Genomic DNA, 1367 nt, shown 5'->3' with positions numbered 1-1367 from the left:
TGGCTTTCGAATGGCCGAACACGACGTATATGGACTCCACCTGTTTAGCAACCTGCATTTTCAAAATTAAGATGCGAGCGTATATACGGTTTTTCATTGAAGACGCTATCTTCTAACCCTTGATGTATTCGCACCTTCTGTCCTTATCGTTCCGATAGCGTATTATCGCTTCATCGTGTTACAGGTTTTCAGAAGGTTGGTCTTACCTTTTGATTAATGCATTGTTGCTGAACCTGACTAACGCTTTGCGCTGTTTGATTTAAATGGCTATTGCTTTGGGTTGATATGGCTGACTATATCGCAGTAATGCCCAAGCTGTTCTAATGGTTTTATTGACCAATGCGATACACGCTTTCTTCACGCCGGCTCGTTTAATTAATGCAATCAACCACCGTTGCTTTTCCGTCTTGGGTTCACTCGGTAATTGAGCAATTGCCGCCAATGCCCCCAGAAAGAGTATCGCCCGTAAGGATTTATCGCCACTGTGACTATCAATACCTACCATCACCACTTTCCCTCCACTACTGCGTTGTTTTGGTGTCACACCAATATAAGCCGAAGCCTGTCGGCCATTTTTAAATCCAGAGCCATCCCCCAGGCTGGCATATAAGCCAGCAGCACCGATTTCACCGACACCTTCCAACGCCATCAAACGTCGGCAAGGCTCTAGCTGTTTTATCTGTTGGCTGAGTTGTGTCGATAGTTGCTCAAATTGAACTAATGTTGATTGATATTGCTGCCAAAGGCTTCCGAGTAACAGCTTAAGGGGCTCAGTTAAACACGTAGATAATGGGTCCAGATATGTCACCATACCTTCTCGTAGCGACTTTTTTCCTTTCCCGAGGATAATGCCATATTCATAAAGAAGAGCACCGATATGATTGCTCGTGGATTTCAGGGTTTTCTCTAACAGACGTCGTGATGTTTGAATGGACTGAATAGTGTGTTGAGAAACCGATTTTACAGGGCTAAATGTCATGCTTGGTTGTTTGCTGGCAACAAAAATACCCACCGCATCATTGGCATCGGTCTTTTGCTTACCAATAAAGGGTTTTACCTTTATTGGCGGCATTGCCCTGACTTCGTGACCTAATTCCTGAGCAAGCCTCCCCCAATAATGAAAGCTGCCGCATCCTTCCATGGCCACAATACATGGCTTGGTATTGGTTAATAGCGTTCTCACGGCATCAGGTGACATAGCCTTATTAAACTTAATTTCACCTTCACCTGTCACTTTACAGACTTGGATAACGCGTTTTGCTAAATCTAATGCTAGTACGGTACGATTATTCATGTATGGACTCCTTTGGTTTGGTGACTCCACGTTACGCAGGTAAGGTGGTGGAGTCCATACATCGTTCGGCCAA

The 1367-nt window shown here is 44.6% G+C and carries 1 protein-coding gene; it reads right to left on the bottom strand.

The genetic code is table 11. The features are described 5' to 3' along the window. Window positions 1–259 precede the first annotated feature (259 nt). Window positions 260–1294: an IS110 family RNA-guided transposase gene (locus H8B19_RS18805; protein ID WP_186508690.1), complete on the bottom strand. Its 1035-nt coding sequence runs from the start codon at window positions 1292–1294 to the stop codon at window positions 260–262. Between the last annotated feature and the right edge of the window lie 73 nt (window positions 1295–1367).

This window comes from Neptunicella marina, assembly GCF_014270035.1.
Lineage (GTDB): Bacteria > Pseudomonadota > Gammaproteobacteria > Enterobacterales > Alteromonadaceae > Neptunicella > Neptunicella marina.
The sequence above is the reverse complement of the archived record's forward strand: the minus strand, read 5'-3'. Positions and strand labels throughout refer to the sequence as shown.

Bases quoted from the DNA above. Each gene is read 5' to 3' on its own strand.
- H8B19_RS18805 (WP_186508690.1), bottom strand. From the start codon at position 1,294: ATGAATAATCGTACCGTACTAGCATTAGATTTAGCAAAACGCGTTATC.